At 71.2% G+C, this 24743-nt stretch carries 23 protein-coding genes and 1 pseudogene; 9 read left to right on the top strand and 15 right to left on the bottom strand.

Annotated elements, in window-relative coordinates; translation table 11 throughout:
* Positions 1–32 precede the first annotated feature (32 nt).
* On the top strand, positions 33–872 hold the full coding sequence (locus tag ACSQ2B_RS07845; RefSeq protein ID WP_436048792.1) for an aldo/keto reductase: 840 nt from the start codon (positions 33–35) through the stop codon (positions 870–872).
* A 1-nt stretch (position 873) separates the two neighbouring features.
* Positions 874–2589 (top strand): FAD-dependent oxidoreductase, encoded by a 1716-nt coding sequence (locus tag ACSQ2B_RS07850; protein ID WP_436048794.1) that lies wholly within the window; start codon positions 874–876, stop codon positions 2587–2589.
* A gap of 375 nt (positions 2590–2964) precedes the next feature.
* On the opposite strand, the gene ACSQ2B_RS07855 is transcribed toward ACSQ2B_RS07850, so the two are convergent.
* The 4 genes from ACSQ2B_RS07855 to ACSQ2B_RS07870 form a co-directional block, all read right to left on the bottom strand.
* Positions 2965–3378, bottom strand: coding sequence for a DUF4112 domain-containing protein (locus ACSQ2B_RS07855; protein ID WP_436048795.1), 414 nt, complete (start codon positions 3376–3378; stop codon positions 2965–2967).
* Positions 3379–3473: 95 nt separating this feature from the next.
* Positions 3474–4478: an N-acetyl-D-Glu racemase DgcA gene (gene dgcA, locus ACSQ2B_RS07860; protein WP_436049609.1), complete on the bottom strand. Its 1005-nt coding sequence runs from the start codon at positions 4476–4478 to the stop codon at positions 3474–3476.
* A complete protein-coding gene (locus ACSQ2B_RS07865; RefSeq protein ID WP_436048797.1) occupies positions 4475–7105 on the bottom strand; it encodes a polar localization protein TipN in 2631 nt (876 codons plus the stop codon). The genes dgcA and ACSQ2B_RS07865 overlap by 4 nt, the downstream gene beginning before the upstream one ends.
* A 142-nt stretch (positions 7106–7247) precedes the next feature.
* Positions 7248–7460, bottom strand: a complete 213-nt coding sequence (locus tag ACSQ2B_RS07870) for a hypothetical protein (RefSeq protein ID WP_436048799.1) — start codon at positions 7458–7460, stop codon at positions 7248–7250.
* Positions 7461–7612: 152 nt separating this feature from the next.
* On the opposite strand from ACSQ2B_RS07870, the gene ACSQ2B_RS07875 reads away from it, so the two are divergent.
* Complete coding sequence (locus ACSQ2B_RS07875) at positions 7613–8374, top strand: TVP38/TMEM64 family protein (RefSeq protein WP_436048801.1); 762 nt, start codon at positions 7613–7615, stop codon at positions 8372–8374.
* On the opposite strand, the gene ACSQ2B_RS07880 is transcribed toward ACSQ2B_RS07875, so the two are convergent.
* The 3 genes from ACSQ2B_RS07880 to ACSQ2B_RS07890 form a co-directional block, all read right to left on the bottom strand.
* A complete protein-coding gene (locus ACSQ2B_RS07880; RefSeq protein ID WP_436048803.1) occupies positions 8371–8910 on the bottom strand; it encodes a methylated-DNA--[protein]-cysteine S-methyltransferase in 540 nt (179 codons plus the stop codon). The genes ACSQ2B_RS07875 and ACSQ2B_RS07880 overlap by 4 nt on opposite strands.
* Positions 8891–10411: an AlkA N-terminal domain-containing protein gene (locus tag ACSQ2B_RS07885; RefSeq protein ID WP_436048805.1), complete on the bottom strand. Its 1521-nt coding sequence runs from the start codon at positions 10409–10411 to the stop codon at positions 8891–8893. The genes ACSQ2B_RS07880 and ACSQ2B_RS07885 overlap by 20 nt, the downstream gene beginning before the upstream one ends.
* 232 nt (positions 10412–10643) lie before the next feature.
* Complete coding sequence (locus ACSQ2B_RS07890; RefSeq protein ID WP_436048806.1) at positions 10644–11105, bottom strand: DUF3617 domain-containing protein; 462 nt, start codon at positions 11103–11105, stop codon at positions 10644–10646.
* 113 nt (positions 11106–11218) lie between these two features.
* On the opposite strand from ACSQ2B_RS07890, the gene ACSQ2B_RS07895 reads away from it, so the two are divergent.
* The 3 genes from ACSQ2B_RS07895 to ACSQ2B_RS07905 are packed head-to-tail and all read left to right on the top strand — an operon-like array spanning position 11219 to position 13342.
* Positions 11219–12238, top strand: a complete 1020-nt coding sequence (locus ACSQ2B_RS07895; protein WP_436048808.1) for a glycosyltransferase — start codon at positions 11219–11221, stop codon at positions 12236–12238.
* Positions 12235–12930, top strand: a complete 696-nt coding sequence (locus ACSQ2B_RS07900; protein WP_436048810.1) for a class I SAM-dependent methyltransferase — start codon at positions 12235–12237, stop codon at positions 12928–12930. The genes ACSQ2B_RS07895 and ACSQ2B_RS07900 overlap by 4 nt, the downstream gene beginning before the upstream one ends.
* Position 12931: 1 nt before the next feature.
* Positions 12932–13342 (top strand): GtrA family protein, encoded by a 411-nt coding sequence (locus tag ACSQ2B_RS07905; RefSeq protein ID WP_436048812.1) that lies wholly within the window; start codon positions 12932–12934, stop codon positions 13340–13342.
* A 28-nt stretch (positions 13343–13370) separates the two neighbouring features.
* Here ACSQ2B_RS07905 and ACSQ2B_RS07910 read toward each other — a convergent pair whose 3' ends face one another.
* The 3 genes from ACSQ2B_RS07910 to epmA form a co-directional block, all read right to left on the bottom strand.
* Complete coding sequence (locus ACSQ2B_RS07910) at positions 13371–13568, bottom strand: hypothetical protein (protein ID WP_436048813.1); 198 nt, start codon at positions 13566–13568, stop codon at positions 13371–13373.
* Between the two features lie 167 nt (positions 13569–13735).
* Positions 13736–14782, bottom strand: coding sequence for a lysine-2,3-aminomutase-like protein (locus ACSQ2B_RS07915; RefSeq protein WP_436048815.1), 1047 nt, complete (start codon positions 14780–14782; stop codon positions 13736–13738).
* 177 nt (positions 14783–14959) lie between these two features.
* Complete coding sequence (epmA, locus tag ACSQ2B_RS07920) at positions 14960–16012, bottom strand: EF-P lysine aminoacylase EpmA (protein ID WP_436048817.1); 1053 nt, start codon at positions 16010–16012, stop codon at positions 14960–14962.
* Positions 16013–16159: 147 nt separating this feature from the next.
* Between epmA and efp the strand changes: the two genes are divergently transcribed.
* Together efp and ACSQ2B_RS07930 are read left to right on the top strand one after the other, a co-directional pair.
* Complete coding sequence (efp, locus tag ACSQ2B_RS07925) at positions 16160–16726, top strand: elongation factor P (protein ID WP_436048819.1); 567 nt, start codon at positions 16160–16162, stop codon at positions 16724–16726.
* Between the two features lie 75 nt (positions 16727–16801).
* The gene (locus ACSQ2B_RS07930; RefSeq protein ID WP_436048822.1) at positions 16802–17206 is read left to right on the top strand and encodes a DUF423 domain-containing protein; all 405 of its coding nucleotides are present in this window, start codon (positions 16802–16804) and stop codon (positions 17204–17206) included.
* A 4-nt stretch (positions 17207–17210) separates the two neighbouring features.
* Here ACSQ2B_RS07930 and ACSQ2B_RS07935 read toward each other — a convergent pair whose 3' ends face one another.
* Positions 17211–18407: a multidrug effflux MFS transporter gene (locus ACSQ2B_RS07935; RefSeq protein ID WP_436048824.1), complete on the bottom strand. Its 1197-nt coding sequence runs from the start codon at positions 18405–18407 to the stop codon at positions 17211–17213.
* 156 nt (positions 18408–18563) lie between these two features.
* Here ACSQ2B_RS07935 and pip point away from each other — a divergent pair, with 156 nt between their 5' ends.
* Positions 18564–19547 (top strand): prolyl aminopeptidase, encoded by a 984-nt coding sequence (gene pip / locus ACSQ2B_RS07940; protein WP_436048825.1) that lies wholly within the window; start codon positions 18564–18566, stop codon positions 19545–19547.
* Positions 19548–19711: 164 nt separating this feature from the next.
* On the opposite strand, the gene rodA is transcribed toward pip, so the two are convergent.
* From rodA to mreC, 4 genes and pseudogenes are all read right to left on the bottom strand, one after another.
* Positions 19712–20866 (bottom strand): rod shape-determining protein RodA, encoded by a 1155-nt coding sequence (gene rodA / locus ACSQ2B_RS07945; RefSeq protein ID WP_436048826.1) that lies wholly within the window; start codon positions 20864–20866, stop codon positions 19712–19714.
* Positions 20863–22854, bottom strand: a complete 1992-nt coding sequence (mrdA, locus tag ACSQ2B_RS07950) for a penicillin-binding protein 2 (protein ID WP_436048828.1) — start codon at positions 22852–22854, stop codon at positions 20863–20865. Before mrdA ends, rodA begins: the two co-directional genes overlap by 4 nt.
* A 10-nt stretch (positions 22855–22864) precedes the next feature.
* Positions 22865–23374 carry a hypothetical protein gene (locus tag ACSQ2B_RS07955; protein ID WP_436048829.1) on the bottom strand — a complete coding sequence of 170 codons (510 nt, stop codon included), beginning with the start codon at positions 23372–23374 and terminating at the stop codon, positions 22865–22867.
* 333 nt (positions 23375–23707) lie between these two features.
* Positions 23708–24715 (bottom strand): annotated as a pseudogene (gene mreC / locus ACSQ2B_RS07960) (rod shape-determining protein MreC); the annotation flags it as partial.
* Positions 24716–24743 lie beyond the last annotated feature (28 nt).

The following is a 24743-nucleotide window of genomic DNA, read 5'->3' on the forward strand; positions in this document are numbered from 1 at the left end:
GTGTAGCGATCGGCGTCCCAAAGGCGCGTCGAATGTCCTCAGTTGGTCAGTTGCAAGTCGAGTCGCGCAAGGCGCAGCTAAGTCGCATCGCACTCGGTTGCAGCCGTGTCGGTTCGTTCAACAATATGACGCCGCAGCGGGAGGTGCGCCTCACCCTCGAGAGCGCGCTGGACCTCGGCGTCAGCACCTTCGACACCTCCAATGTCTACGGCCAGGGCGACAGCGAGCGCGAGATCGGCCGGGCGTTGCGCAAGCGCCGCGACGAGGCCTTCGTCATCACCAAGCTCGGCAAGAGCTTCTCGCGCAAGATGCAGCTCCTGCGCCCGTTCAAGCCGCTGCTGAAGCCGCTGATGTCGGCCAAGGCGCAGGACGCCGTCGCCAGCCGCCGGGGCAGTGAAATCTCCACGGTCTTCCGGCCCGCGGCGTTCGCCGCCAGCATCGAGGGCTCGCTGCGCAGGCTCGGCTTCGACCACGTCGACGGCCTGCTGCTGCACAGTCCGTCGGCCGCCTCGCTGAGGGATCCGGAGCTCCGCGCGGCCTTCGTCCGCCTGAAGACCGAGGGCAAGGTCCTGCACATCGGCGCCTCCTGCGACGACGCCGCGGCGCTGGACGCCGCCCTCGACTGGCCGGAGCTCTCGCTCCTGCAACTGCCGATCGACCTCATCGAGCAGATGTCCCCGTCGGCGGCCGAGCGGATCGGCCATCGCGACGTCGGCGTCCTGGCCCGCGAGGTCATCCGGCTGCAGCGCGACCTGCCGCCGGCGGAGGCGATCGCGCGCGCGTCGCGCCATCCCCTGGTCGACAGCGTCATCGTCGGGACCTCCCGCCTGGCGCACCTCAAGGACGCCGCCGCCGCCGTGCAGCGGCCCTGACATGCTGACTAGCGCTCGCGACCCCCAGAGCCCCGATCATTTCGAGACCGACGTCGCCATCGTCGGCGCGGGCCCCGCCGGCATCGCCCTGGCCCTGCGCCTGGAGGCCAAGGGCGTCGACTGCCTCTTGCTGGAGGCCGGCGGCCCCGATCTCGAAAAGGCGGCCCAGGAATTCTACCGCGCGGCCGAGATCGCGCCGGAGGATCACGGCCCGGTCCACCTCTACCGCCGCCGCGCGCTCGGCGGCACCTCGGCGGTGTGGGGCGGACGCTGCATCCCCTTCGATCCGATCGACTTCGAGACGCGCCCCTGGATCCCCCACGCCCGGTGGCCGATCACCTACGAGGAAGCGGCCTCCTTCCACGCCGACGCCCTCGAGGTCTGCCGCGCCGGGCCGGAGGCCTTCCACGCGGCCGACGGATTGCCGAACGATCCGCATCCGATGATCGACGGGGTGATCGACCCCGACGTCATCCTCGATCGCATCGAACGGTTCAGCGAGCCGACCCACTTCGGCCGCGCCTATCTCGACCGCCTGACCCAGAGCCGCCGCATCCGCGTGCTGATGCACGCCAATGTGCTGGAGATCCTGACGTCGGCGGACGGCGGCCAGGTTCGCGGACTGGACCTCGCCACTACCACCGGCCGGCGACTCAAGGTCCAGGCTCGCCGCGTCGTGCTGTGCAACGGCGCGCTCGAGACGCCCCGCCTGCTGCTCGCTTCGAAGTCGGCGCGCGCGTGCGGCCTGGGCAACGAGCGGGATCTGGTCGGCCGCTTCTACCAGTCCCATCTCGAGGGCGAGATCGCCGAGGTCCGCTTCCGCGTGCCCGACAGCGAGGTCCGTCTCGACTATGACCGGGCGCCGAACGGGGTCTATTGCCGCCGCTATATCTGGCTGTCGCCGGAGGCGCAGCGGCGCGAGCAGCTCGGCGGCCTCATCCTGCGGCCGCACCACCCGAAAATCGCCGATCCGTCGCACGGCAATCCGGTCCTCTCGGCCATGTTCCTGGTCAAGGACCTGCTGGTGCCGGAATACGGGCGCAAGATGACGTCCACCGAGCACGCCGCCCGCAAGCAGATCAAGGGCGGACTGACGGGCGTCTACGCCGCGCACCTGGCCAACGTCGTGCGCGGCGCGCCGGGCCTGACGCGGTTCGGCGTCGACTGGGTGCGCCGCCGCAACCTCGCCTTCCGCAAGCTGCCGTCCGTCGTGCTCCGCGACCGCAACGGCCGATACACCCTCGACGTCAACGCCGAGCAGACGCCCAATCCCGACAGCCGCGTGAGCCTGGCGCAGGACGTCGATGCGCTCGGCATGCCCCGGCTTTCCATCGACTGGCGAACCACCGCCCAGGATCGCGACATGCTGGCCCGCGGCATGGCCTTGATCGCCGAGCGCCTGAACGCCAGCGGCAAGGCCGAGGTGTCCTTCGACGCCGCCGGGCCGGCGGGGGCGGCGGACCGTTGCACGCGGATCGGCGGGCATCATATCGGCACCGCCAGGATGGCGGACGACGCGCGCACGGGCGTGGTCGACCGCAACGGCGAGGTCTTCGAGGTCAAGGGCCTGTACGTCTCCGGCGCGGCGACCTTCCCCACGTCCGGATTCGCCAATCCCACTCTGACGATCGTGGCCCTGGCTCTCAGGCTCGGCGACCATCTCGCCGCCAGTTCACCGGCGGTAAGAAGCCATGACAGCGCTGTGCCCGTGGTCTAATGAAGACGGTGCGCGCTCTCTGGCGCGGACGCCATGGAGCTTTGTTGAGCGCGGTGGTTGAACGGAGCGTCCAGGCGCGGTTGCGCATTGACCCCACCGCGCATCGACGGAACGTTTCGGCAGATTTCATGATTGCGCCAGTGAGAGGTGTGTCGGGGGGCCCCGCCGCCGTGGAAGGACAAACCTGAGCAATGAGCTTGCAGCTGCTCATTCTGATCGTGGTGCTCGCTTACCTGTTGGGCGCGCTTACAGGTCGATGGATTCTCCGCCTTTTCACGCGACGCGGTCGCCGTCGCGGGGGCGTCTGGAGCAACTACTACCGCAACTGAGCCTCGCGCCCGCCGAGGACCTGAAGTCCTGGGCGCCCGGCGCGGATCAGACGCCGGCGACCGGTCTGCGGAAGCCGAAGCGGCTCGATCGCGGCGCCTCCGCCGGGCGGCCAAACCGCGCCTCGATATCCTTTTGCAGGGCCCTGGCGGCCATCAGGTGGCCGGGGAACAGGGTGTCCATGGCCCAGCCGAGCACCGGGACGCCGGTCATGGCGCTGTTGGACGCGATATAGAGGCCCATGCGGGCCAGGGTGGCGGTCGACGCCCCCACCTGTACAGCCTCGGCGATCAGCAGGCCGCCTGCGCCCAGGCTGTAGATCAGGTTGGCGCCGGGAACCCAGGCGAGCACCCCGTCGAGACCGATGCCGATCGGGCCGACCCCGATCAACCGGTCGGAGAGGCGCTTGATGCGCTCGGCGTTGATCCAGGCGCTGTGGGCGCGGTGACGTGTGACGTCCATGGCGGGCGGCGGCTCCTCAGGGCGGGCGGGACTGGGCCCCTTCCCCCTCCACATGGCCCCGACGCGGCCGATCGCCAGCGCGACCGTGGGGCCGCTCATCCCCAGAGGTCGGCGGGCGGCGGCTCGATCAGGGCGCCGGCGATCGGCAGGCCGGGCTCACGGTCGCGGGCCAGCAGCAGCGGGCCGTCCAGGTCGACGTAGCGGGCGCCCTGGGCGATCAGCAAGGCCGGGGCCATGGCCAGCGACGTCGCAACCATGCAGCCGGCCATGATCTCCAGGCCCAGCGCCCGGGCTTCGGCCTTCAGCGCCAGCGCCTCGGTCAGGCCGCCGGCCTTGTCGAGCTTGATATTGACCGCCGAATAGCGGCGCGCGCAGGCGGCGAGCTCGGCGCGGGTGTGCAGGCTTTCGTCGGCGCAGAGCGGGGTCGGGCTCTCGTAGCCCTCCAACTCCGCGTCCTCGCCCGCCGGCAGCGGCTGCTCCAGCAGCTTGACCTCCAGCTTGGCGAGCTCCGGCGCCAACCGGCGCAGGATGTCGAAGGTCAGGGCCTCGTTGGCGTCGACGACCAGGCGGGTGTGCGGGGCCGCTTCACGAACCGCCTCGATCCGATCGAGATGGTCGGCGGAACCGATCTTCAGCTTCAGCATCGGCCAGCGGGCGTGCGCCCGGGCGACCTCGGCCATGGCGTCAGGCGCGGCGAGGCTGAGGGTGAAGCAGGTCTTCACAGGATCCAGCCGCGCGAGGCCGGCCAGGGTCCAGGCGCGCACCCCGGCCGTCTTCGCTTCCAGGTCCCAGAGCGCGCAGTCCAGGGCGTTGCGGGCCGCGCCGGCCGGCAGCAGGCGCTGCAGGGCCGCGCGGTCGCCGCCGGCCTCGATCGCCGGGCGGGCCTGTTCGATCTGCGCCAGCACGCTCTCGAGCGTCTCGCCGTAGCGGGGGTACGGGACCGCCTCGCCGCGGCCGCGGCGCCCCTCGGCGGCGATCTCGGCGACCACCACGCAGGCCTCGGTCTTCGCGCCCCGGGCGATGACGAAGGCGCCGGCGATCGGCCAGCACTCTACGCCGACCGTCAGGGCCCTTGGGCCTGGGGCGGGCGCCGGGTTCAGGCGGCGTCGCCCAGCGCCTGGTCGAGCAGCAGGAAGGCCCGGCCCGAGCCCGATCCGAGGATCTCGGCCATCAGCACGCCTTCGGGGTCGCGCACGGCCGCGTCGTCCACCAGCGCCTGATAACGCCGCACGAAGGTCGAGGCCTTGGTCTTCAGCGCCTCGTCGGTGAACAGCCGGCGGACAATGCGGCGGCTGGCGGCGCCGGCGAGCTTCTTGACCACCTGGCGCGCGCCGTCGAGGTCGCCGGTCTGCATGGCCGCGGCGATCTGCCCGATCCGCGCCTCCGGCAGCAGCTTCTCGGGCTCCACCCCCATCTTGCCGAGTTCGGCCGAGAGCACGGCCTCGTCGGATTCCTGCGCCCCGTCCCCGCCGCCCAGCGAGGCCAGCAGGTCCTTCCAGGTCCAGGTTTCGGCGGGCTCCTCCTCGTCGGCCTCCTCCGCCTCGGCCGCGGCCGGCGGCGTGAGGCTGTCGGTCGGCTTGGCGGCCGGCCCGGCGCCGCCGGCGGCTTCGAAGATGGCCGAGAACTCCTGGTCGCTGGCTGTCGGCGTCAGCTTCAGGCGCGGCCGCAGGCCGAGCCGCTCGGCGAGCCCCGAGCTCGCCGTCGGCGAGGGTTCGGGCGCCGCCTTGGGCTCGGAAGCAGGCTCGGGCCTGGCCTCGGATTTGGCCTTGGCCGGCTTGGCGACCGGCTCGAGCGGCGGCGCGGCGGCGCGCACGGTCGGCGGCGCATAGGCGGCGGTGAACGGCGGCGCCTGCGGCGGCGTCGCCACAGGCGGCGCGGCCGCCAGCGCAGGTTCAGGGGCGGCGGCCACCGTCCCCATCAGCCGGACCGCTTCGCTCAGCATGTCGAAGTTGCGGCGCACCCTTTCCTGGAAGGCCAGGTCGATCGCCTGGGCTTCCTCGGCGGTGCGCCGGGCGTGCGCCATCAGGGCGTCGATCCCCTCGCCGACGGCGGCGCGGACCACCTCGGCCTGGGCGCGCGCGTCGGCCGGCAGGTCGCGGGTGCGGGCCTCGATCGCCGCCATCATCTCGTTGAGTTCGTCGAGCGTGGCGCGCGCGGCGACGGCGCCCTCGTCCAGCTTGCGCGCGGCGACCGCGCCGGCGTCGCCGACCATCTTCGCCGACTGTTCGACTAGGGCGCGGGCCTCTTCCAGTCGGGCCTCGAACACCTGGTTGGCCTTCTGGCCCGCGACGAAGGCGGCTTCCGAGAGCTGGTCGACCTGCTCGCGTGCGGCGGCGGCGTGGCGCGCCGCCGCCTCCCGGATCTCATCACCGGCGCGCGCCAGCGCCTCGACGGACTGGCGGTTGTCCAGCTCCAGCCGGGCCCGCTGGTCGCCGGCGGCGCGGGTGATCGCCGCCAGCGAGACCGCAGCGGTCTCGCCGAGCGCCTCGCGCTCGACGCGGACATTGGCCGACAGCTCGGCGAAACGTTCCGCGGCCTCGGCGATCAGCGCCCGCAGGCCGCCGCCGGCGTCGACGGCGCGTTCGCTCATCTCGCTGGCGGCGCGGCGGGCCTGGCCGATGAAGTCGTCGAGCCGCGCGCCGTGGGCGTCCGCCTCGGCGGCGAAGCCCTGATGGTCCTCGCGCAGCGTCTGGGCGAGGGCGGCGAGCGCCAAGCGCTGGTCGGTGAGCCCGCCTTCCACGGCGCGAACCTGGTCGGCGACGCAGAGGCCGGCCGTCTCCAGCCGGGCGATGTGGCGGGCGAGATCCTCGCCGGCGGTGCGCGCCACGCCGCTCGCCTCCTCGGCGGCGGACACGAGGCCGATCGCACGGGCGGCCAGAGCGGACTCGGCGTCGCGCAGCTGGGTCTCGGCGGCGCGGGACGCCCCGGCCACCTTCTGGGTCTGCTGGTCGATGACCTCCGCGGCGCGGACGGCCTGGGATTCCAGCGCCTGGGTCAGGGCATGCAGCTCGCCGCGTTCGCGGCCAAGCTCGCCGGTCAGTTGCTGGGCGGCGTTCAGCGAGGCGTGGGTCGCCTGGGAGAGGCCCTCGGTCTGGGCGGAGAGGACCTCGCGCAGGGCGGTCAGGCTCTGGCGCGCGGTGTCGGCCGCCTGGGCCGCCGCGGCGATCTCCTCGCGCACCGCGCGGGTGACCTCGCCGGCCTCGGCGGCCGCGCGCAGCGCGGGGCTGAGCAGGGTCTGCTCCATCTGCCGCGCGCGGCGGCTCTCGGCCGCCAGGGTCTGCCCCTGACGGATGAAATAGGCGACGCCGAACACCAGGGCCGCGGGACCGATGGCCAGCAGGCCGAAGACCATCAGGGCGAACCCGTCGTTCTGCAGCGGCGCGACGCCGCCGCGGTAGCCGACGGCGAAGGCGATGGGTCCCGCCGCCCAGAGCACGGCGACGGCGAAGGCGGTGAGATAGAGCGGCCAGGCGGCGGGCGCCGGGGCCGGCGGCGGCGGGCGCGCGAGGATCGCCGCCGCGGCGGCGGCCTTGGCGCGCGTCGCCTTCGAGATCGGCCTCGGAACCGGCTCTTCCGCCGGCGTTTCCGCGGCGAGCGCCTCAGCCTCGACCGGCGCCTCCTCGCGGACGATCTCCTCGCGGCCCGCCGTCTCCGGGGCGGCGGCCGCCATCCCGTCGTCGTTGGAAGCCCCGAAATCCGTCGGCGGAGGACGTCTCGTAATCTTCATGCGCGCCTTCCCGATGCGGCAAACCCGCTCGCCCCGAGCGCGCTGTCACCCGAGAAGGATTACCTTCGATAGCCGCGCGCGCAAACAGCCGGCGAATCATTGCGGCTTTTCGCCCACATCCCTGCGCGGCGTTGCAAGGGGATCAGGCGCGGAGGTCGGCCTGCACGGTGCGCGGTTTGGGGCAGCTCGCCAGTTTTTCCGGCGCCCGCGGCGTGCGCGCGATCACCCGCTCCACCACATGGGGCGGCGCGGATCGGGCGGTCGGGGCGGGCTCGAGCGTCACGCCAAAATGCGACAGCGCCGCGGCGGAGGAATGCACCACCACCGTCGCTACAATTTCCGTCAATGTCGTCATCAGACGCCTCCCGGCCCGAACACGACTCCTCGCATGTCACTGATACCTGAACCGTCGCTTGAACGCGACGTGGCGACGGATGAATTTTCCGCAATGTTACGCCGCTGGCCGGCTCGTGCGTCTCCGTCGCCGGTCTCTGCTAAGAAGGCGTGATGAGTCCGCCCGCGCCCGACGCCCCGCCCCCTTCGGATTCGCTGCGGCGTCCGACGCGCTGGCGCAGCCTGGCCAGGCGCTTCGCCCCGCTTGTGGCCCTGGTCGCCGTGGCGCTCCTCGCCTACTGGAGCGGCCTGCCGCAGAAGCTGTCGCCAGCCGCCCTGGGACGCGAGCACGCGCAGCTGCAGGCCCTCGTCGGCGCGCACCCCGTCCTGACGGTGGGCGGCTTCATCCTGGGCTACGCCCTGCTGACCGGCGCCTGCCTGCCCGTCGCCCTGATGTTGAGCCTGGCCGGCGGGCTGGTCTTCGGAACCTGGCTCGGCGGCGCGGCGATCCTGCTCGGCGGCGCCGGCGGGGCGATCATCACCTATGCGGCGGCGCGCTCGGCTTTCGCCCCGCTGCTGCTCGGCCGCGCCCGCCACGACCCTCGGCTGCAGAGCGTCATCCAGGGCTTCGGACGCAGCGCCTTCACCTACGTCCTGACGCTGAGGCTGCTCCCCGTCGTCCCCTTCGCCCTGGTGAACATCGCGTCCGGCCTGGCGGCGGTCCCCTTGCGCGCCTACGCCCTGGCCACCCTCGCGGGCGGCGTGCCGACCGCCCTGATCTACGCCGGCCTGGGCGCGGGCCTGGGCGAGGCCATCGGCTCGCAGGCGGCGCTGAAGGCCGCGCTGCGCTCGCCGCAACTGCTGGGCCCCCTGGCGGCGCTGGCGCTGCTGTCGCTCGCGCCCTTGCTCCTGACGCGGCTGCGCCGCCGGAACTAGGCCGCCAGCTGGTCCTTGAAGCTCGCCCCCTCGTGGGCCAGCAGCCAGCGCTTGCGGTGCAGCCCGCCGCCGTACCCGGTGAGCGTCTTGTTCGCGCCGATCACCCGATGGCAGGGCACGACCAGGGCGACCGGATTGGCGCCGTTCGCCAACCCTACCGCCCGCATCGCCGTCGGCCGGTCGATCCGCGCGGCCAGGCCCGCATAGCTCAGGGTCTCGCCGGGCGGGATGGCGCAGAGCGCCTGCCAGACGCCGAGCTGGAAGGCGGTGCCGGCGGCGCGCCAGGGCACGGCCGCGAGCGCGCCGCCCTCGCCCGCGAAATAGGCTTCGAACGCGCGGCGCATCGCGACCGGGGCGGCGCCCTCCACCGGCGGCGTCGCGGGATAGTGGCGTTTCAGCCAGGCCGACATCTGCGGCCCGTAGTCGGTCCAGTTGAAGGCCCTCAGCACCCCGGTCTCGTCGGTGGCGAGGAGGGCGACCCCGATCGGCGTGGTCAGGCGGGCGATGGAGATGGCGCTAGGCCGCGCGTCGGTCATGCTTGCGGCTCCTCTTGTTGAGCATTGTCTGGGAAGCAGGCTGGGCCGCGTCGCCGGCCCACAGGTGCTGGGCGGCGTAGGCGCGCCACGGCCGCCAGGTCTCGGCGCGGGCGAGCAGGTCCTGGGCGCTGGGCCGCAGGCCGTCGGCGTCCGCCAGCGCCCGCATCAGGGCGACGTCGCCGTGCGGAAAGGCGTCCGGCTCGCGCAGTTCGCGCAAGGCGATGTACTGCGCTGTCCATTCGCCGACGCCCGGCAGCGCCGAGAGGGCGGCGACGGCGCTGTCGAGATCGGCCCTCGGGGTGAAGATCGTCGGATCGGCGGCGACGGTCCGGGCCAGCGCCTCCAGCGCCGCGCCGCGGGCGCGCGGCATGCCCAGGGCGGCGATGTCCTCGCCGATCAGCCGCGCCGGCGTCGGGAAGAGACGCGTCAGGCCGAGAGCCGCCGCCGCCGGGTCGTCGACCGGCTCGCCATAGGCCTCGGTCAGCCGGGCGGCGAGATTGCGGGCGGCGACCACGGTGATCTGCTGGCCCAAGATGGCGCGGACCGCCAGCTCGAAGCCGTCCCAGGCGCCCGGCGCGCGAAGTCCGGGGCGCGCGGCGATCCGCGGCGCCAGCTGCGGATCCTGGGCGAGGTGGGCGCCGATCAGCGCCGGATCGGCGGCGAGGTCGAACACCCGACGGATGCGGGCGATCACCGCCGGCAGGGCCTGCAGCTTCGGGAAGCGGATCTCCGCCTCCAGCCAGTCTCCCTCGCCGCGCCGGACGATCACCAGGCCGCGGGCGCCGTCGATGGCGAGGGTGCGGGCGTAACGGTCGGGCGCTGCCGCCTCGACGCCGGGAATGGCGCGGGCGGCCAGGAAGCCGATCACCCCGTCCCAGTCGTAGGGCGCGCGGTAGGCGAGCCGCACGGTCACCCCGGTCCCTGCGGCGCTCTCCGCCGGCTGTCGCGAGCGCCGCAGCGCGCCCGGCGCGCGGTCGAACAGCTGCTGGAAGGTCTCGTTGAACCGCCGCACGCTGCCGAAGCCGGACGCCAGCGCCACCTCGGTCATCGGCAGGCGGGTCTCCTGGATCAGCTGCTTGGCGAGCAGCACGCGCCGGGTCTGGGCGACCGCGACCGGCGAGGCGCCGAGGTGCTGGCGGAACAGTCGGCGAAGCTGCCGCTCGCCGACGCCGAGCCGGGCGGCGAGCGCGTCGACGTCGCCCTGGTCCAGCGCGCCGGTCTCGATCAAGGCCAGCGCCCGCGACACGGTGTTGGAGGTGCCGCGCCAGGCGCCGAGGTCCGGCGAGGCCTCCGGGCGGCAGCGCAGGCAGGGGCGGAAGCCCGCCTCCTGGGCGGCGGCGGCGGAGGGGAAGTAGACGACGTTCTGCGCCTTGGGCGTCCGCGCCGGGCAGATCGGCCGACAATAGATGCCGGTCGTCTTCACCCCGCAGAAGATCCGCCCGTCGAAGCGCGGATCACGGGTGACGAAGGCGCGGCGGCAGGCTTCGGGGTCCAGGTCCATGGCCGGAAGATGGGGACTGCAGCCGCGAGAGTCTCGCGGTTTTCGGACTCGGATGAGGCGGCGACGCTATGACGGTACATTCCACGTTCCGTCATCCCTGCCGAAGCGCAGCGTAGAGCCGGGACCCAGGGGCCGTGCGCACCGCCCCTGGGTCCCGGCTCGGCCTTGCAGGCCGTCCGGGATGACGGGGAATTTTGAGGCCGCGCGCGCCCTAGCGTACGACCGAGACGCCCTACTTCGTCCCGCCTGCGGCCGGCTCGGGCTCCGCGGGACAGTCGGCGCCCAGCCGCTTGGCGTCGGTCACGGCGCGGACCGGGATGGTCATCGGGCCGAACTGGGCGGCCACGCGAGCCTCCATGTGGAAGGTGTCGTCGGTGAAGGCGCCTTCGGCGGAGACCGGGATCGGCTTGCCGTCGCGGGTGGCGCAGCTGCCCTTCAGCTTGATCGTGCCGGCGCCCACCACCCGGGTCGGATAGGTGCAGCGATAGATATGGTTGCTGGGCCCCTCCATGAACTTGGCGACATCCTTCGGGCGGATGCAGCGCCGCTCGACCTTGGTCGAGTGCATCGGCGAGACGACCTGGTTGGTCGTCTCCCAATAGCCTGGGGAGATGGCGCCCGGCTGGGCGGCCGCGGGGCCGACGGCGGCGGCGAGCGCGAGGGTCAGGGCGAAGGCGGGCGAAGCTGAGCTCATAGGCGCCATGTGGGTTGTAGGGGCGGGCCTTTACAGGGGGCGGTCGAGCCCCGTGTCGAGGTCGCGACGCTTCTTTGCTTGACCTGCCCCACGCTGGTGGCGACATGGCGGCCATGAGCCCGACCGTCCGCGGAGAGCCCATCGCCTTGAGACCGCTGCCGCCCGCCGGCGCGCCGGCGCTCTCGGTCGTGGCGCCTTGCTACAACGAAGAAGAGACCCTGCCCGTCTTCACGGCGCGGATGGTCGCCGCTTGCGAGGCGGTCGCCGGATCGTCCTTCGAGCTGCTGCTCGTCAACGACGGCTCGCGCGACGGCACCTGGGCGCAGATCCAGGCCATGGCCGCGCGCTATCCCTGCGTCGTCGGGGTCGACCTGGCGCGCAACTACGGTCACCAACTGGCGGTCACCGCTGGTCTGAAGCTGGCGCGCGGCGCGCGGGTGCTGATCATAGACGCCGACCTGCAGGACCCGCCCGAGCTGCTGAGCGAGCTCAGCGCGCGCATGGACGAGGGCTTTGACGTCGTCTACGCCCAGCGCCGCACGCGGGCGAAGGAAAGCGCCTTCAAGCTGTTCACCGCCGATCTCTTCTACCGGCTGCTGAGCGCGATGAGCGAGACCACGATCCCGCGCAACGTCGGCGACTTCAGGCTGATGTCGCGTCGAGCCGTAGACCGGCTCAACGCCATGCCCGAGCAGGACCGCTTCCTGCGCGGCATGGTCTCATGGATGGGCGGACGCCAGAGCGAGGTCTTCTACGACCGCGACCCGCGCTATGCGGGCGAGACCGGCTACACCCTGAAGAAGATGGTCAAGCTGGCGACCGCCGGCATCACCAGCTTCTCGACCCTGCCGCTGAAGCTGGCGGTGGTGCTGGCCGGCGCCGGCGCGATCATCGCCTTCTCGCTGCTGATCTATGTGATGATCGGCTTCTTCACCGGCCATGTGACCCCCGGCTGGACGAGCCTGGCGATGATGATGGTCTTCTTCGGCGTCGGCCAGTTCATGTGTCTGGCGGTGATGGGGGCCTACATCGGCCGCATCTTCCTGGAGGTGAAGGCCCGGCCGCTCTACTTCATCGACGAGGTGCTGCGCTCGCCCGATACGGCGAGCGGACAGAGAGAGGCGCAAGGGTGAAGGTCGCCGAGTTCGACAAGTTCGCCGAGGAATACCTGGCGACCCACAAGAGCAACCTCGCCGTCACCGGCGAGAGCCCTGACTATTTCGCCCGCTACAAGATCGTCGAGATCGCCCGGCGGCTCGGCGCCCTGGGCGTCACGCCCAAGCGGGTGCTCGACTTCGGCTGCGGCATCGGCAACTCAGCCCCGCACCTGCGCGAGGCCTTCCCCGAGGCCCAGATCACCGCCGTCGACGTCTCGGAAAAGAGCCTGTCTGTCGCCCGGGCGCGCTTTCCGGGCGCGGCGGAGTTCGTGGCCTACGATCCGAAGGGCCCTCCGCCCGCGCCGGCCGAGGGCTACGACCTGATCTTCTCGGCATGCGTCTTCCACCATATCGAGGCGGACGAGCACGAGGCCATCTTCCGGCGGCTGCACGAGCGGACGGCGCCCGGCGGCCGGATGGCCATCTTCGAGCACAACCCGGTCAATCCGGTGAGCCGCTACATCGTCGCCACCTGCCCGTTCGACGCGAACGCGGTGCTGATCCCGGCCGGCGAACTGGCCAGGCGCCAGCGCAAGGCCGGCTTCGCCCACGTGGAGGTGACCTACACCGGCTTCTTCCCGGGCCCGCTCAAGGCGCTCCGGCCGCTGGAGCCGATGATGGCCAGGCTTCCCCTCGGCGCGCAGTACTACACGCTTGCCCAAGCTTGACGTGACGAGCCTGGATCTCAAGCGCGAGGCGGGCCTCCTCGCCCGCTTCGGCGGAGCCGGCCTGATCACCACGGCGGTGGGCCTGGCGGTGATCCTGGCGCTGGACGTGGGGCTGGGCGTCGACCGCCGGCTGGCCAACGCCGCGGGCTATCTGGTCGGCGCGGGGCTCGGCCTGGGACTGCAGAAGGCCTTCGTCTTCCGTCAGGCGACCCCGGCGCGCGGCGCCGCCGGACGGTACGCGGCGGTGATGATCTTCGCCTTTGCGCTGAACCAGGCGGTGCTGACGCTGGCGGGCCTGGCCCTGCCGCAGACCGCGCTGGGCCATGCGGCGGCCCAGCTGCTGGCCATGGCGACCTATACGGCCACCCAGTTCGCGCTCTTCAGACTGTGGGTCTTCCGGCCGGCAGCCTAGGGCCTCGCCCCAGTGCCGACCTGCGCGGCTAGGCGCGCTGCTCAGCCACGACCGATCCGGCCGGACGCGCCTTGCGGGTGCGCACGCGCGGCGGATTCACTGCGTTCGGCAGATGCGCCGGCGGCCGCTCCCAGCGCCATTCATAGGGTTGGAACCACACCCAGCCGCCCTCGCTCAGGCGCTTCGGCGTCAGCGCATAACTTCGGATCCACGGCGGCTCGCTCATATCTCTCACGATCGTCACTCGAATCAGTCGCGTCTGGCCCCTCGGCATTTAGCTATAGCGCGCCTTGCGTCGCCGCGATGCGGCCACAACGACACAGCCGAGCCTTCGCCGCGCCTTGTCCACGAGATGTGCACAGGAAGCTGCCGAAGCTCAAGCAGTGGTTGTAGTCATGCAGGCGGATACGCGTGCCGGCCGCCGTTCGGATCCTCGACGCAGGTCCCCTCGCCCGCTTCGGAAAGATAGACCGGGCCGACCGGGACCTTGCCGTAGCCGCCCGGCACGTCGAGCACATAGGTCGGCTGGCAGAGACCCGAGACGGTCCCGCGCAGCCCCCGCATCAGGGCCTGCCCCTCCTCCAGCGTCGTGCGCAGGTGGCCCGTGCCCGGCGCGAAATCGGCATGGTGTAGGTAGTAGGGCTTGATCCGGGTCTCGACCATCGCCCGGAAAAGGGCGGTCAGCGTCTGCGGATCGTCGTTGATCCCCTTCAGCAGCACCGTCTGACCCAGCAGCGGGACGCCTGCGTCCACCAGTCGCGCGCAGGCGGCGCGGGCGGCGGGCGTCAGCTCGCGGGGGTGGTCGGCGTGCAGCGCCACATAGACCGCCTGGCGCGCGCCCCGGAGCGCGGCGACCAGTTCGGGCGTCACCGCCTCGGGATCGACGGCCGGAATGCGGGTGTGGAGGCGGATCACCTTCACATGCTCGATGTCGCCCAGCCGCGCCATCAGCTCGCGCAGCCGCCGGGCGGAGAGCACCAGCGGGTCGCCGCCGGTCAGGATCACCTCCCAGACCTCGGGCCGGCCGGCGATGTAGGCCAGCGCCGCGTCCAGCTCGGCCGGGGTCAGCGTCCCCTCCCCGTCGGGACCGACCATCTCGCGGCGGAAGCAGAAGCGACAATAGACCGCGCAGGTGTGGGTGACCTTCAGCAGCACCCGGTCGGCGTAGCGGTGGACCACGCCGAGCACCGGGCTGTGGGTCGCGTCGCCGATCGGATCGGCGCTCTCAGGGCCCTGGCTCTCCAGCTCGCGCCGATCGGGGACGAACTGCAGGGCGATCGGATCGGCCGGATCGGCCGGATCGACCAGCTCGGCCATGGCCGGGGTGATCGCCACCGCATAGCGGGCGGCGACCTGCGACAACGCCTCGACGCGGTCGGGTGCGATCAGGCCCGCCTCGGCGAGATCTTCGGGCGTTCGGAGCGTTCGGGTAGGCCGCATGGAGGGCGGCATATGGACCTGCGGATTGCTTCAAGCAACTTGGGACCTCCCCGGCGCCGAACGCCCCCTCAGTCGCTTCGCGACAGCTCCCCCGCTACGCGGTGGAGCATCTTCGGCCCAGATCCTCCACCGCGCAGCGGGGGAGGTGGATCGCCGAAGGCGAGACGGAGGGGGCGTTTACGGCTTCGCCACCGGCGCCCAGAGCACCTGTTCGATATGCTGCGCGCCCGCCGCCAGCATCACCAGCCGGTCAAAGCCGAGCGCCGCTCCGCTGGCCGGGGGCATCTGCGCGAGCGCCGCCAGGAAGTCCTCGTCGATGGGATAGCGCTCGCCATAGACGCGCTGCTTCTCCGCCATCTCCGCCTCGAAGCGTCGACGCTGTTCGGCCGGATCGGTCAGCTCGCCGAAGCAGTTGGCCAGCTCGACGCCGCAGGCATAGAGCTCGAACCGCTCGGCGACCCGGGGATCGGACGGCTTGGGCCGGGCGAGCGCCGCCTCGGCCGTGGGGTATTCGCAAAGGATGGTCGCCCGACCCTGCCCCAGGCGCGGCTCGATCTTCTCCACCAGCACCCGGCTGAAGACGTCGGCCCAGGTGTCGTCAGCGGCCACCCGCACGCCAGCCGCCTTGGCTGCGGCCGCCAGGGCCTTGGCGTCGGTCTCGCCGCCCTCGCCGACGCTGGCCAGGAGGTCGATGCGTGCGAAGCCGTCGAAGGCCTCGGCCAGGGTGATCCGTTCCGGTTCGGCGAAGGGATCGACGCTCAGCCCGCGGAAGTCGAACCGCTCCGTCCCCGCCGTCTCGGCGGCGAGGCGCAGCAGCGCAGCGCAGTCCGCCATCAGCTGCTCGTAGGGCGCGCCCGTGCGGTACCATTCCAGCAGGGTGAACTCCGGATGGTGCAGCGGCCCGCGCTCGCGGTTGCGCCAGACGCGGGCCAGTTCGAAGATCTGCGCCTCGCCGGCGGCGAGCAGTTTCTTGGCCGCGAACTCGGGCGAGGTGCGCAGGTAGAGCGGCCGGCGCTCGCCCCCGGGTCCGATCGACTCGCTTTCGAAGGCGTGCAGATGGGCCTCGTTGCCGGGCGAGACCTGCAGGGCGGCGGTCTCCACCTCGACGAAGGCCTGGCCCTCGAACCAGCCGCGCACCGCCCGGGTGATCCCCGCCCGCGCCATCAGGAACGGCCGGCGGTCGCGGTGTCGCTCAGGGGCCCACCAGGGCGAGGGATCGGGGCTGGACACTGAGGCTCGCTAGGGGGCGCCAATAGGCGCAAATGGGTAAAGGCTGGCGAATTTGGCGGGGATCGCTATAGGGGCGCGACAACAATTTGACAGCGGAATCGCGCGAGGGCCCTCGCGCGCCCGCGAACATCATCGAGGATTGATCACGTGAAGGTCTCCGCCAGCTCGCTCCGGAAAGGCGCCGTCGTCGATTTGGACGGCAAGCTCTACGTCGTCCTCACCTGTGAAAATATCCACCCGGGCAAGGGCACGCCGGTCACCCAGCTGAACATGCGGCGCATCTCCGACGGGGTGAAGATCTCCGAGCGCTACCGCACCACCGAGACGGTGGAACGCGCCATCGTCGACGACCGGACCTACACCTTCCTCTACCAGGACGGCGAAGGCTTCCACTTCATGAACCCCGAGAACTTCGACCAGGTCGTGGCCCCGGTGGACGTGGTCGGCGACGCCGCCCCCTACCTGACCGACGGCGTCCAGGTGACGCTCTCGACCCACGACGGCGTGCCGATCGCGCTGGAGCTGCCGCGCCTGGCGACCTTCGAAGTCGTCGAGACCGAGCCGTCGGTGAAGGGCCAGACCGCCTCCTCGTCCTACAAGCCGGCGATCCTCTCCAACGGCGTGAAGACCATGGTGCCCCCCTATATCGCCGTTGGCGTCCGCATCGTCATCCTGACGGAAGACGGCTCCTACCAGGAACGCGCGAAAGACTAAGGTTTCGAGCCCTCTCCCCGGCGGGGAGAGGAGTTCCGCCTCGCGCACCAGCTGCGCCATGGCGACAGGGGGCGATTGCGCACCCTGCCCGATCTGCGGCATGTCAGCGGCATGCGCACCTGGCTCATCCTCGCCGCCGTCCTCGGCTTTCTCTGCGTCGCCCTGGGGGCCTTCGCCGCCCACGGCCTGAGCGATCCGCAGGCCCAGGGCTGGATGCGAACGGGCGCGGAATATGGCTTCGTCCACGTGCTCGCGAGCCTCGCCTGCGTCAGCCTGATCGGCCTGGGCGCGAGCCGCGCCCGCTTCGCCCCGCCGCTGTTTCTGACGGGCGCCGCGATCTTCCTCGGCACGCTTGCAGGCCTGGCGCTTGGCGGGCCGCGGTGGCTGGGGGCGATCACCCCGATCGGCGGCGTCCTCTTCCTGGCCGGCTGGGCCGTGCTGGCCTCCGCCGCCCTCCAGGTAAAGGCCGGCGCCAGGTGAAGGTCTAAGGCTTCTTCGGCAGGGCGAGGCCCCGGAGCGCGAGCGCCGAGCCCGCCATCGAGATCAGCATGACCACCGCCATCGGCCGCGCGGTGCCGTCGTGCATCAGGCCCGCGACGCCGGTCGCGGCCGCCCCCGCGGCGAAGGAGAACGCCCCCATCAGGGCCGAGATCGAGCCCGCCCGGCGGGGATCGACGTTCAGCGCGCCGGCCATGGTGTTGCCCTGCATCAACCCATAGGTCGCCAGCGCCAGGAACAGCGTCGGCAGGACGCTCCAGCGCTCGCCCCACCCGGTCACCGCGGCGAGGGTCAGCAGCAGGGCCGCGGCGACGCCGGCGTAGGCCGCGCGCTCCAGCACCTCGTCCGGGGTGAAACGCCGCAGCAGGCGGCGGTTCCATTGGCTGGCCGCGATGACCCCGACCGCGTTCAGGCCGAACACCCAGCCGAAGGCGCCCGGCGAAATGTGGTAGGCGCCGATCAGGAGATCCGGCGAGGAGCTGATGTAGGTGAAGAGCGTCGCCCCGTTGAGCGCGGCCGCGGCCGCATAGCCGACCAGCCGCCGGTTGCGCAGCAGATTGAGATAGGCGCGGATCGGATGCTCCGAGCGGGCATGGGCCGCAGTCTCGGCGGAGCGCGTCTCCTCCAGGCGCAACAGCACCGCCACGGCCACCAGGGCGCCGGCGAGCGTCATGAAGCCGAAAATGCTGCGCCAGCCGGTCAGCGTCAGCAGCGCCCCGCCGATCAGGGGCGCGAAGATCGGCGCCAGTCCCATGATCAGCACCATCAGCGACAGCATCCGGGCGGTGCCGGCATGGTCGAAGCGGTCACGCACCACCGCGCGCGAAACGACCGCGCCGGCGCAGGCGCCCAGGGCCTGAAGAAAGCGCAGGCCAATCAGGGCCGGGGCGGAGACGGCCAGGGCGCAGCCGGCGCTGGCGGCCACATAGATGGCGAGGCCCAGCAGGATCGGCGGCTTGCGCCCGAAGCGGTCCGAGGCCGGGCCATAGAACAGCTGGCCGATCGCCATGCCGGCGAGGAAGGCGGCCACGGTCGCCTGGGTCTGGGCGGCGCTGGCGTGCAGCTCCGCCCCGATCGTCGGCAGGCTCGGCAGGTACATGTCGATGGCGAGCGGGCCGAGAGCCGTCAGCGCCCCCAGCAAAACCACCAGGCCCCAGGGCGTCGTGTGCGTCTCTTCGGTCACGCGGGCGGTTAGAGCCTCATACTATCCGCATGTCTCGCACAAATTCCGGCGCCGGCGGCGCGGCGGAACGGCTTGTGGCCGGGCGCGACCGCCAGGTGAACAAGGCGACTGGAAGCGCGCCCATTTCCGGACGTAGATAGCGCCATGGAACGCAACATGCCCTCGCCCATCGTCTCCGCCGGCTCCTTTCGGCGGGGGCTGTATGGCGAGAACCAGCCCTTCGCCTCGGGCTGGATGCCGGTCGGCGGGCCGCACGAGATCTTCTACGAGGAATGCGGCCGCCCGGACGGCAAGCCCTGCGTCATCCTGCACGGCGGGCCGGGCGGTGCGATCAACCCGACCATGCGCCGCTTCTTCGACCCGTCGCGGTGGCGGATGGTGCTGTTCGACCAGCGCGGCTGCGGCCGCTCGCGGCCCAACGCCAGCCTCGAGGACAACACCACCTGGGCGTTGATCGAGGACATCGAGCGGCTGCGCGAAAAGCTTGGCGTTGAGAAATGGTGCGTGTTCGGCGGCTCCTGGGGCTCCACCCTGGCGCTGGCCTACGCCATCACCCATCCCGAGCGGGTGGAGAGCCTGGTGCTGCGCGGGGTCTTCCTGCTGACCGCGCGCGAGCTGCGCTGGTTCTACCAGGAAGGCGCCTCGATGCTGTTCCCGGACGCCTGGGAACGGTTCTGCGCCCCGGTGCCGGAAGCCGAGCGCGGCGACATGATCAGCGCCTACCACAAGCGCCTGACCCATCGCGACCGGAAGATCCAGGCCGAGGCGGCGGCCGCCTGGAGCCAGTGGGAGGGCGACACCATGTCGATCCGCGGCCCCGAGGCCAGGCCCTCCAAGTTCAACGAGATCGACTTCGCCATCGCCTTCGCGCGGATCGAATGCCACTTCTTCGCCAACGGCGGCTTCTTCGGCGAAGACGGCTGGATCCTGAAGAATATGGACAAGATCCGGCACATTCCCGGCTGGATCGTGCAGGGCAGGTTCGACGTGGTGACGCCGATGGACGCCGCCTGGCGGCTGAAGTCCGCCTGGCCCCAGGTCCGCTTCGAGATCGTCTGGGACGCCGGCCACGCCTCGACCGAACCCGGCGTGGTGGATGCGCTGATCCGGGCGACGGACCAGGCCTTCCGGGTCAGCTGACGCCGCCTATGGCAGAGAGCGCAACTACCGCCGCAACGCCCCTCCGTCTCGCTGCGCGAGCCACCTCCCCCGCGTTGCGGTGGAGGATCTGGGCCGTAGATGCTCCACCGCTTGCGGGGGAGCTGTCGCGAAGCGACTGAGAGGGCGTTCAGCGCAGGCGCTCCCTACAGCAGCGAGCCCTTGCCGCTGGTGATCTCGGCGTAGCGGTGCACGCGCACGGCCATGACCAGGCCGAAGCCGACCATCACCGTCAGCATCACCGTGCCGCCGTAGGAAAGCAGCGGCATGGGCACGCCGACCACCGGCGCCAGGCCCATCACCATCGAGCCGTTGATCAGGACGTAGAGGGCGAAGGTCACGGTCACGCCGGCGGCGGCCAGCCGTCCGAAGTGGCTGTGGCTGAGGTAGGCGGTCCTGAGCGCCATGAAGATGACGATGGCGTAGAGCACCAGGACGGAGATGCAGCCGACGAACCCGAACTCCTCGGCCAGGGTGGCGAAGATGAAGTCGGTCTGCTTCTCGGGCAGGAAGTTCAGCTGGCTCTGCGAGCCCAGGCCGTAGCCCTTGCCCAGCAGGCCGCCAGAGCCCAGGGCGATCTTCGACTGCAGGATGTGGTAGCCCGAGCCGGACGGGTCGTTCTCCGGATCCATGAAGGTCAGGATCCGCTTCCGCTGGTAGTCGTGCAGAATGAACATGATCGCCGGCGGAATGACGACGACGGCCCCCATGACCCCGGCCGCGATCAGTCGCCAGGACAGGCCCGCCAGAATCATCACCGTGCCGCCGGTCATCATGATCAGCATGGCGGTGCCGAGATCGGGCTGCTCCATCACCAGGGCCACCGGCGCCAGGATCAGGAGGCCCGGGACGACCAGCCACCAGGACAGCTGCGCCCGCTTGCTGGAGACCCCGTGGTAGAACCGGGCCAGCGCCAGCACCATGCCGACCTTCATGATCTCCGACGGCTGGATGGTGATCGGCCCGAGCTTCAGCCAGCGCTGGGCGCCCAGCGCGTTGTGGCCCATCACGTCCACCAGAACGAGCAGCACGAAGCCTAGGGCGTAGACCGGATAGGCGATGGCGAACCAGACGCGCAGGTCGATCAGCGACAGGGCGATCATGGCGCTGAAGAAGACCACGAAACGGATCAGGTGCGGCGCGGCCCAGGGCGTCCAGGACGAACCGGCGATCGAGAACTGCATCACTGTGCCGGCGACGGCGATCAGGGTCAGGGCGAGGCAGAAGATCCAGTCGATCTCGCCGAACTTGACGATCAGCCGGTCGCGTTCGCCGGGACGGGTGAGGGCCGAGACGGTCATGTGGTCTGTCCAGGCGCGATCGGCGGCGTGGGCGCGGTGGCGGCGGGCGCGCCGGGCAGCTCCGTCGGCGCTTCCGGCAGGCCGTCGCTCAGCTGGGCGTCGGGGATCTGCGGCATCGGCATCGGCCGTTCGATCTGAGCGCGGATTTCCGGGTCCTTCAGCAGCGCGACGCGCATGATCTCCCGCGCACGGGGCGCGGCGGCGGCGCCGCCGAAGCCGCCGTGCTCGACCAGCACGCTCACCGCATAGCGCGGCGCGTCGTGCGGGGCGTAGGCGATGAACCAGGCATGGTCGCGCAGCCGCCATTCGCCGGCGGTGCCGTGCACGCCACGGCCGCCGTTATAGTTGTAGCCCTGGGCGGTGCCAGTCTTGCCGGCCATCTTGATGTTGCCGAGGCCAAGGTCGGCGACGGCCGCGGCGGTGCCGACAGTGGTCACCGCCTTCATCGCCTCGCGCACGAACTGCAGGTGCTCCGGGTGGACCGGCAGGTCGCCGAAGGCCGAACCGGCCGGCTGCTCCACCCCGCCGATGGACTCGATCAGTCGCGGATGCAGCGACTTCTGGCCGTTCGCCAGACGCGCGGCCATGACGCAGAGCTGCAGCGGATTGAGGTGGGTGTAGCCCTGGCCGATGCCCATGCTGGGCGTCTCGCCGGGGTGCCACTTGGGGTCCTTCTTGAAGACGCGGCGCTTGTAGGCGGTGTCCGGCACCAACCCCTTCTTCTGGCCCGGGATGCCGATGTCGAAGATCTCGCCCAGGCCGAATTTCCGCGCCGTCTCGGCGATGCGGTCGGGCCCGACGAACAGGGCGCACTGATAGAAGTAGATGTCGCAGGAGGTGGCGATGGCGCTGTGCAGGTCCTGGACGCCGTGAGTTTCGTCGCAGTGCCAGACCCGTCCGCCCCAGGCCCAGGCCCTGTTGCAGACGTGTCTCGTCTTCGGGTCGAAGCCGGCCTCCAGGGCGGCCAGCGCCACCATGATCTTGAAGGTCGAGCCCGGTGGGTAGGTCGCCGTCAGCGCCTTGTTGAACAAGGGCTTGCGCTCGTACATCGCCAGCTGCCGGTACTCGTTGCCGGTCAGGCCGCGGACGAACCGGTTGGAGTCGAAGCTGGGCCCGGAATACATGCAGAGGATGTCGCCGGAGCGGCAATCCATCATCACCGCCGCCCCGCTCTCGTCGCCGAACACCTCCATCGCGCGGTGCTGGATGTCGGCGTCGAGGGTGAGTTTGATCTCAGCGCCCGGCACCGCCGGGATGTCGCCCTCGGGGTCGGCGCGGACCTCGCGGCCGTTGGCGTCCACCTCGACCTTGCGCGCGCCGGGCTTGCCGCGAAGCTGCAGGTCGAACGCCTTCTCCACCCCCTGCTTGCCGATCCGGAAGCCCGGATTGAGCATGATCGGCTCGGAGTTGGGTCCGGTCGGTGTGATGTCGTCCCGATTGACCTTGGACACATAGCCGACGACGTGGGTGAAGGCCCCGCCGTGCGGATAGACCCGGACTTCGCCCATCTCGGCGCTGACCCCGGGCATCTCGGGCGTGCGCAGGTTGATGGCGCTGAACTGCTCCCAGCTCATGTCCTCCATCACCTCGACCGGCGCGCGCTTCGGCGCAGCCCCGATGTCCTTGGCCAGCCGGGTCTGCCGTTTGTCGTCGAGGGGCACGAAGGCGGCCAGCGTCTTCAGGGTGCCGGGCACGTCCATGCCCTTGTCGCGCGCCACCATCAGCCGGAAGTTCGGCCGGTTGGAGGCCAGCACCACCCCGTTGCGGTCGACGATCAGGCCGCGCGGCGGGGGCGCCAGCTTGAAGTTGAACTGGTTCGAAGCCGAGAGCTTCTCGTAGCGCTGGCTCTCGATCAGCTGCAGATGTGCGAGCCGGCCGCCGAGCGCCAGCAGGCCCGCGCCGGCGAACCCGCCCAGGAGGAAGGCGCGGCGGTGAAAGACGCCCTGCCGTTCGTTGACTTCCTCGAAGAAGATTGCGGGTTCAGCCATTCGCCCGCCCTCACCGGAACCGGACGTCGGCGTCTTCGAACCTGTCGATCAGCCGATAAGCGAACGGGAAGAGGATGGCGGTGGTCACGTATTGCCAGCCGACGGCGGCCAGGCTGGGCATCGACTTGCTGTCGAGCATGATGAACAGATAGCCAGAGAGCTGGGCGATGGCGGTGATCATACCATACCAGATCCAAAGCATGGTGCGGCTCTGGCCGGCCATCATGTTCCGGCCCGCCAGCAGAATGCCATAGGCGATCAGCAGGCAAAGCGGCCAGAAGCCCAGCGACCCGCCCCAGAAGAGGTCGAGGCAAAGGCCCATGATCAGGATGCCCATCGGCGCCAGCACCGAGGGCCGGATCACCGCCCAGGCGAAGACCACAGGCATGGCGAAGATCGGCTCGGGCAGCTGCAGTCCCCAAAGCCGCATGGGAATGCCGAACAGGAGGGTGGCGACGAGCGCCTGGATCAGCGGAACGCCCAGCCAGCGAGTCGGGTCGAGACTGCGAGCAGCGCTCAATGCGGCGGCTCCTCGGTCGTCGCGGCCGGCTTCGCGGGGGCGGGCTTGGCCGTGGTGGCGGAGGTCGTCTTCGGCGCCGCCGTCGTCTTAGGAGGAGTCGTCTTGGGCGCCGCGGGCTTGGACGCCGGGGCCTGGGCGGCCGTCGGACTCTTCGCCGCAGCGCCGGCGGCAGGCTTCGCGGGCGCGACGGCTTTTTTGGCGTCGGTCGGCTTGGCGGACGCAGACGCAGCGACCGGCTTCACCGGCGCGGGCTTGGCGGTGGACGGCGCAGTGGCCGCGGCCGGCGGCTTCGGCGTGGCGGCCGTCGCGGGCTTGGCGGCCCCTGGTGCAGTTGCCCGCGACCGGGGGCGTCGCCGCCTTCACGCCGGCGGCGGCGCCCGCGGCGATCGCGGCTGCGGTCGGCGGCGCCGCGGCGGCCGCATCGGCGGCGACGGCGTTGGGCTCGCCCGGCGTGGGCGGGGGCACGGGCAGCTGGTCGAGCTCGCCGCGGTCGATCACCTGGGTGAAGTCCTGGAACAACAGGATGCGCACGAAGTCGATCGGGCCCCGGTCCGAGGCCAGCACCACCCGCCACTTGCCGTCCAGGCCCTTGACCGCCACCCCAACCGGCAGTCCGCGCGGCAGGATGCCGCCGTCGCCGGAGGTGAGAATGCGGTCGCCTTCGCGCACCGGATCCTGGCCGCGCAGATATTCCAGCCGGGGATTCGGGCCGCCGTCGCCGGTCAGGATGGCGCGCGAATTCGTGCGATCGACCATCACCGGGGTGCGCGACGCGACGTCGGTGAGCGTCAGCACCCGGCTCGCCCCCTTGGTGACGCCGATCACCCGGCCGACCAGTCCATATTCGCTCATCACCGGATTGCCCGGCTGCACGCCGGCTTCGCGGCCGGTGTTGGCGATACGGGTGTCGGCGAAGGGACCGCGGCTGTCCGTCACCACCCGGGCCGCCACCATCGGGATCGGCGGATCGGTCTTCAGCCCCAGCAGCGAGCGGTAGCGGCCGTTCTCGTTCTTCAGCGCGTAGGCGACGTCGCGCCACTGGCGCATGTCGCGCAGCTCCGCCTTGAGTCGGCGGTTCTCGGATACGGCGAAGAAGTAGCCGCGGATCGCGTCGACGCCGGCGCCGGTCCACCGACCGGGCGCGCTCAACGCATTGCCGACGGGCGCAAGCACGCTGTCGGCGGCGCCGCGCGCGGCGCCATAGGCCTCGGCCTGGAAGGTCTCCCGCCGATCGCTCAGCAGCAGCGCCACGGCGATCACCGCCGCAACGATGAGCGCCACCGCCGCCGTCCAGGTCAGCGGGACCTTCAGTTCACCGAATTGGCTGTCCCTCAAGGACATCTAAAACTCGCCCCCAAAGGCCGCCCCG

The organism is Phenylobacterium sp. LjRoot225 (assembly GCF_964252855.1).
Classification (GTDB): Bacteria; Pseudomonadota; Alphaproteobacteria; order Caulobacterales; family Caulobacteraceae; genus Phenylobacterium.

Excerpts from the sequence above, each read along its gene's own strand:
- ACSQ2B_RS07845 (WP_436048792.1), top strand. The coding sequence starts at position 33 with ATGTCCTCAGTTGGTCAGTTGCAAGTCGAGTCGCGCAAGGCGCAGCTA.
- ACSQ2B_RS07850 (WP_436048794.1), top strand. The coding sequence starts at position 874 with ATGCTGACTAGCGCTCGCGACCCCCAGAGCCCCGATCATTTCGAGACC.
- ACSQ2B_RS07855 (WP_436048795.1), bottom strand. The coding sequence starts at position 3,378 with ATGGACGTCACACGTCACCGCGCCCACAGCGCCTGGATCAACGCCGAG.
- ACSQ2B_RS07865 (WP_436048797.1), bottom strand. The coding sequence starts at position 7,105 with ATGAAGATTACGAGACGTCCTCCGCCGACGGATTTCGGGGCTTCCAAC.
- ACSQ2B_RS07870 (WP_436048799.1), bottom strand. The coding sequence starts at position 7,460 with ATGACGACATTGACGGAAATTGTAGCGACGGTGGTGGTGCATTCCTCC.
- ACSQ2B_RS07875 (WP_436048801.1), top strand. The coding sequence starts at position 7,613 with ATGAGTCCGCCCGCGCCCGACGCCCCGCCCCCTTCGGATTCGCTGCGG.
- ACSQ2B_RS07880 (WP_436048803.1), bottom strand. The coding sequence starts at position 8,910 with ATGACCGACGCGCGGCCTAGCGCCATCTCCATCGCCCGCCTGACCACG.
- ACSQ2B_RS07885 (WP_436048805.1), bottom strand. The coding sequence starts at position 10,411 with ATGGACCTGGACCCCGAAGCCTGCCGCCGCGCCTTCGTCACCCGTGAT.
- ACSQ2B_RS07890 (WP_436048806.1), bottom strand. The coding sequence starts at position 11,105 with ATGAGCTCAGCTTCGCCCGCCTTCGCCCTGACCCTCGCGCTCGCCGCC.
- ACSQ2B_RS07895 (WP_436048808.1), top strand. The coding sequence starts at position 11,219 with ATGAGCCCGACCGTCCGCGGAGAGCCCATCGCCTTGAGACCGCTGCCG.
- ACSQ2B_RS07910 (WP_436048813.1), bottom strand. The coding sequence starts at position 13,568 with ATGAGCGAGCCGCCGTGGATCCGAAGTTATGCGCTGACGCCGAAGCGC.
- ACSQ2B_RS07915 (WP_436048815.1), bottom strand. The coding sequence starts at position 14,782 with ATGCGGCCTACCCGAACGCTCCGAACGCCCGAAGATCTCGCCGAGGCG.
- pip (WP_436048825.1), top strand. The coding sequence starts at position 18,564 with ATGCCCTCGCCCATCGTCTCCGCCGGCTCCTTTCGGCGGGGGCTGTAT.
- rodA (WP_436048826.1), bottom strand. The coding sequence starts at position 20,866 with ATGACCGTCTCGGCCCTCACCCGTCCCGGCGAACGCGACCGGCTGATC.
- mrdA (WP_436048828.1), bottom strand. The coding sequence starts at position 22,854 with ATGGCTGAACCCGCAATCTTCTTCGAGGAAGTCAACGAACGGCAGGGC.